The 5,185-nt window shown below is 53.0% G+C and carries 1 protein-coding gene, 1 tRNA gene and 3 rRNA genes; all 5 read left to right on the top strand.

The features are described from left to right. Nucleotides 1–188: hypothetical protein (locus H6F92_RS25545; protein ID WP_206755600.1), on the top strand; the 188-nt coding region annotated here is incomplete at its 5' end. A 73-nt stretch (nt 189–261) separates the two neighbouring features. Further along, nucleotides 262–1,750, top strand: a 16S ribosomal RNA gene (locus H6F92_RS25370). Between the two features lie 134 nt (nt 1,751–1,884). Continuing rightward, nucleotides 1,885–1,958 (top strand) — tRNA-Ile (locus tag H6F92_RS25365). 150 nt (nt 1,959–2,108) lie between these two features. Then, a 23S ribosomal RNA gene (locus tag H6F92_RS25360) occupies nt 2,109–4,988 on the top strand. A 56-nt stretch (nt 4,989–5,044) separates the two neighbouring features. Beyond that, nucleotides 5,045–5,162: ribosomal RNA gene (rrf, locus tag H6F92_RS25355) — 5S ribosomal RNA — on the top strand. Together the 16S, 23S and 5S rRNA genes with 1 tRNA gene alongside form the textbook arrangement of a ribosomal RNA operon. Nucleotides 5,163–5,185: the final 23 nt, after the last annotated feature.

The raw sequence follows: 5,185 nt of genomic DNA, 5'->3' as shown, positions 1-5,185 counted from the left end.
GAAAAGCTTACGGAGCAAGGGATAGAAAAAAGATCAAAAAAATTTGCCCAAAGGGGTTGACAAACTTAGGGAAGTTAGATACATTGGTAAATGCGCGGTTGAAGCGAAGCGAAAGCGAAGCGAAACCAACGACGCTGGAACCTAGACAAAACAATAGTTTGAAAGCCAAGCAAAAAAGCCTCGTTTAGAAGCAATTCTATAACAAAGAAGTCAAACCCGCAAGGGGGAGACGAAAAAAAAGTCAAAAGAATCAAACGATTCATCATGGAGAGTTTGATCCTGGCTCAGGATGAACGCTGGCGGCGTGCCTAACACATGCAAGTCGAACGGGAATCTTCGGATTCTAGTGGCGGACGGGTGAGTAACGCGTAAGAATCTAACTTCAGGACGGGGACAACAGTTGGAAACGACTGCTAATACCCGATATGCCGCGAGGTGAAACCTAATTGGCCTGAAGAAGAGCTTGCGTCTGATTAGCTAGTTGGTGGGGTAAGAGCCTACCAAGGCGACGATCAGTAGCTGGTCTGAGAGGATGAGCAGCCACACTGGGACTGAGACACGGCCCAGACTCCTACGGGAGGCAGCAGTGGGGAATTTTCCGCAATGGGCGAAAGCCTGACGGAGCAACGCCGCGTGAGGGAGGAAGGTCTTTGGATTGTAAACCTCTTTTCTCAAGGAAGAAGTTCTGACGGTACTTGAGGAATCAGCCTCGGCTAACTCCGTGCCAGCAGCCGCGGTAATACGGGGGAGGCAAGCGTTATCCGGAATTATTGGGCGTAAAGCGTCCGCAGGTGGTCAGCCAAGTCTGCCGTCAAATCAGGTTGCTTAACGACCTAAAGGCGGTGGAAACTGGCAGACTAGAGAGCAGTAGGGGTAGCAGGAATTCCCAGTGTAGCGGTGAAATGCGTAGAGATTGGGAAGAACATCGGTGGCGAAAGCGTGCTACTGGGCTGTATCTGACACTCAGGGACGAAAGCTAGGGGAGCGAAAGGGATTAGATACCCCTGTAGTCCTAGCCGTAAACGATGGATACTAGGCGTGGCTTGTATCGACCCGAGCCGTGCCGAAGCTAACGCGTTAAGTATCCCGCCTGGGGAGTACGCACGCAAGTGTGAAACTCAAAGGAATTGACGGGGGCCCGCACAAGCGGTGGAGTATGTGGTTTAATTCGATGCAACGCGAAGAACCTTACCAAGACTTGACATGTCGCGAACCCTGGTGAAAGCTGGGGGTGCCTTCGGGAGCGCGAACACAGGTGGTGCATGGCTGTCGTCAGCTCGTGTCGTGAGATGTTGGGTTAAGTCCCGCAACGAGCGCAACCCTCGTTCTTAGTTGCCAGCATTAAGTTGGGGACTCTAAGGAGACTGCCGGTGACAAACCGGAGGAAGGTGGGGATGACGTCAAGTCAGCATGCCCCTTACGTCTTGGGCGACACACGTACTACAATGGTCGGGACAAAGGGCAGCGAACTCGCGAGAGCCAGCGAATCCCAGCAAACCCGGCCTCAGTTCAGATTGCAGGCTGCAACTCGCCTGCATGAAGGAGGAATCGCTAGTAATCGCCGGTCAGCATACGGCGGTGAATTCGTTCCCGGGCCTTGTACACACCGCCCGTCACACCATGGAAGCTGGTCACGCCCGAAGTCATTACCTCAACCGTAAGGAGGGGGATGCCTAAGGCAGGGCTAGTGACTGGGGTGAAGTCGTAACAAGGTAGCCGTACCGGAAGGTGTGGCTGGATCACCTCCTTAAAGGGAGACCTAATTCGGGTAGGAGACGAAAAAAAAGTAGTCCCTACCAAGAATCAATCCCAAAAGGTCGGAGCGAGGCGAAATTGGCTTTCAAACTAGGTTCTGGGTTCACACAAGACCTGAATCAGGAACAAGGGCTATTAGCTCAGGTGGTTAGAGCGCACCCCTGATAAGGGTGAGGTCCCTGGTTCGAGTCCAGGATGGCCCACCTGCACAGGTGGCAAAAACAAAAAAGCTCCGAATCAGCACCTTATCTTACTTATATAGTAAGAGAGAATGCTGGCTCTGAGTTCAGAGTCCAGAGGAACCTTGAAAACTGCATAGAGCTAGGTGAAAAAGCCAAAAAAGAAGACCGTCAGGTCAAGCTAATAAGGGCTAACGGTGGATACCTAGGCACACGGAAGCGAAGAAGGACGTAGTTACCGACGAAACGCTTCGGGGAGCGGGAAGCAAGCATTGATCCGAAGATATCCGAATGGGGCAACCCTAAACACGACCACCTGAATCCATAGGGTGGAGCGAGCCAACCTGGTGAACTGAAACATCTTAGTAGCCAGAGGAAAAGAAAGCAACAGCGATTCCCCCAGTAGCGGCGAGCGAAAAGGGAACAGCCTAAACCAAGTTCTGCGGAACTTGGGGTCGTGGGACAGTAACAAAAGACTGGGAAATTTAGACGAAGCGGCTGAAAACCGCACCAGAGAAGGTGAAAGTCCTGTAGTCGAAAAAGGCACCAGCTTAACTGCATCCCGAGTAGCATGGGGCACGTGAAATCCCGTGTGAATCTGCCTCGACCACGAGGTAAGGCTAAATATTCCCGTGTGACCGATAGAGAAACAGTACCGCGAGGGAAAGGTGAAAAGAACCCCGGAAGGGGAGTGAAATAGAACATGAAACCGTTAGCCTACAAGCAATGGGAGGACGATTGAACGTCTGACCGTGTGCCTGTTGAAGAATGAGCCGGCGACTTACAGGTTATGGCAGGTGAAGGGGGAAGACCCCACAGCCCCAGCGAAAGCGAGTCTGAACAGGGCGAAGCGTCATAATTTGTAGACCCGAACCCGGGTGATCTAACCATGGCCAGGATGAAGCTTGGGTAAAACCAAGTGGAAGTCCGAACCGACTAATGTTGAAAAATTAGCGGATGAGCTGTGGTTAGGGGTGAAATGCCAATCGAACTCGGAGCTAGCTGGTTCTCCCCGAAATGTGTTGAGGCGCAGCGGTAGTGGAAGTTTAGTCGGGGTAAAGCACTGTTTCGCCGCGGGCTGGGAGACCGGTACCAAGGCGAGGCAAACTCTGAATACGGCTAAAAAAACTACCAGTGAGACGGTGGGGGATAAGCTTCATCGTCAAGAGGGAAACAGCCCAGACCACCAGCTAAGGTCCCCAAATGATAACTAAGTGAGAAAGGAGGTGGGAGTGCATTGACAACCAGGAGGTTTGCCTAGAAGCAGCAATCCTTAAAAGAGTGCGTAATAGCTCACTGGTCAAGCGCTCCTGCGCCGAAAATGAACGGGGCTAAGTTATCTACCGAAGCTGTGGACTACATTGTAGTGGTAGGGGAGCGTTCTATAGGGGGTGAAGCAGTAGCGGCAAGCAGCTGTGGACTCTATAGAAGTGAGAATGTCGGCTTAAGTAGCGAAAATGTGGGTGAGAATCCCACACCCCGAAACCCCAAGGTTTCCTCCGCAAGGCTCGTCCGCGGAGGGTCAGTCAGGACCTAAGGCGAGGCTGAAAAGCGTAGTCGATGGACAACGGGTTAACATTCCCGTACCGATTAATGATTGTGCCGGAGAACGGAGAAGGTCAACGTCAGCTGGATGTTGGTTACCAGTGCAAGCAGTCGAGGCGATGAGAGGTGGCGAAAACACCAGGAGCTAAGACGCGAGTCCCACCTCCCACGGGAGGGAAGTGGCGCTGATCAAGCTTCCTAGAAAAGCCCGAACCACGTTAATCATTAATTGCCTGTACCCGAAACCGACACAGGTGGGGAAGTAGAGAATACTAAGGGGCGCGAGATAACTCTCTCTAAGGAACTCGGCAAAATGACCCCGTAACTTCGGGAGAAGGGGTACCCTCGCAAGAGGGTCGCAGTGAATAGGCCCAGGCGACTGTTTACCAAAAACACAGGTCTCCGCCAAGTCGTAAGACGCAGTATGGGGGCTGACGCCTGCCCAGTGCCGGAAGGTTAAGGAAGTTGGTCAGGAGTAATCTGAAGCTGACGACCGAAGCCCCGGTGAACGGCGGCCGTAACTATAACGGTCCTAAGGTAGCGAAATTCCTTGTCGGGTAAGTTCCGACCCGCACGAAAGGCGTAACGATCTGGGCACTGTCTCGGAGAGAGACTCGGCGAAATAGGATTGTCTGTGAAGATACGGACTACCTGCACCTGGACAGAAAGACCCTATGAAGCTTTACTGTAGCCTGGCATTGGCTTCGGGCTTCGCTTGCGCAGGATAGGTGGGAAGCTTTGAAACTCTCCTCGTGGGGAGAGTGGAGCTAACGGTGAGATACCACTCTGGCGAGGCTAGAATTCTAACCCTGACCCCTAATCGGGGCGGGAGACAGTTTCAGGTGGGCAGTTTGACTGGGGCGGTCGCCTCCTAAAAGGTAACGGAGGCGCGCAAAGGTTCCCTCGGTCCCGTTGGAAATGGGACGATAGAGTGCAAAAGCAGAAGGGAGCTTGACTGTGAGACCCACAAGTCGAACAGGGACGAAAGTCGGCTTTAGTGATCCGACGGCACCGCGTGGAAGGGCCGTCGCTCAACGGATAAAAGTTACTCTAGGGATAACAGGCTGATCTCCCCCAAGAGTTCACATCGACGGGGAGGTTTGGCACCTCGATGTCGGCTCATCGCAACCTGGGGCTGAAGTCGGTCCCAAGGGTTGGGCTGTTCGCCCATTAAAGCGGTACGTGAGCTGGGTTCAGAACGTCGTGAGACAGTTCGGTCCATATCCGGTGTAGGCGTAAGAGCATTGCGAGGAGCCTTCCTTAGTACGAGAGGACCGGGAAGGACGCACCGCTGGTGTACCTGTTATCGTGCCAACGGTAAACGCAGGGTAGCCATGTGCGGAGCGGATAACCGCTGAAAGCATCTAAGTGGGAAGCCCACCTCCAGATGATTGCTCTCATGGCATTAAGCCAGTAAGGTCTCGGGTAGACTACCCGTTGATAGGCTCTAGATGGAAGCTCGGTAACGAGTGCAGTCGAGGAGTACTAACCGACCGAGGGCTTGACCTCATTCTTCTTTTCACCACTTTTTCCCTAGCTTTTGCAGTCTTGAGGGTTCTACCCTTCCTGGTGTCTTTAACGTGATGGCACCACTCCGATTCCATCCCGAACTCGGTTGTGAAACTTCACCGTGGCCAAGATACTTGTCGGGTTGCCGACCGGGACAATAGCTCGATGCCAGGATTATTCTTTCCTACCCCTCAATC

Source organism: Microcystis wesenbergii FACHB-1317 (assembly GCF_014696875.1).
Taxonomy (GTDB): domain Bacteria; phylum Cyanobacteriota; class Cyanobacteriia; order Cyanobacteriales; family Microcystaceae; genus Microcystis; species Microcystis wesenbergii_A.
Note: the sequence above shows the minus strand (reverse complement) of the source record. Positions and strands in the feature narration are given on the sequence as shown.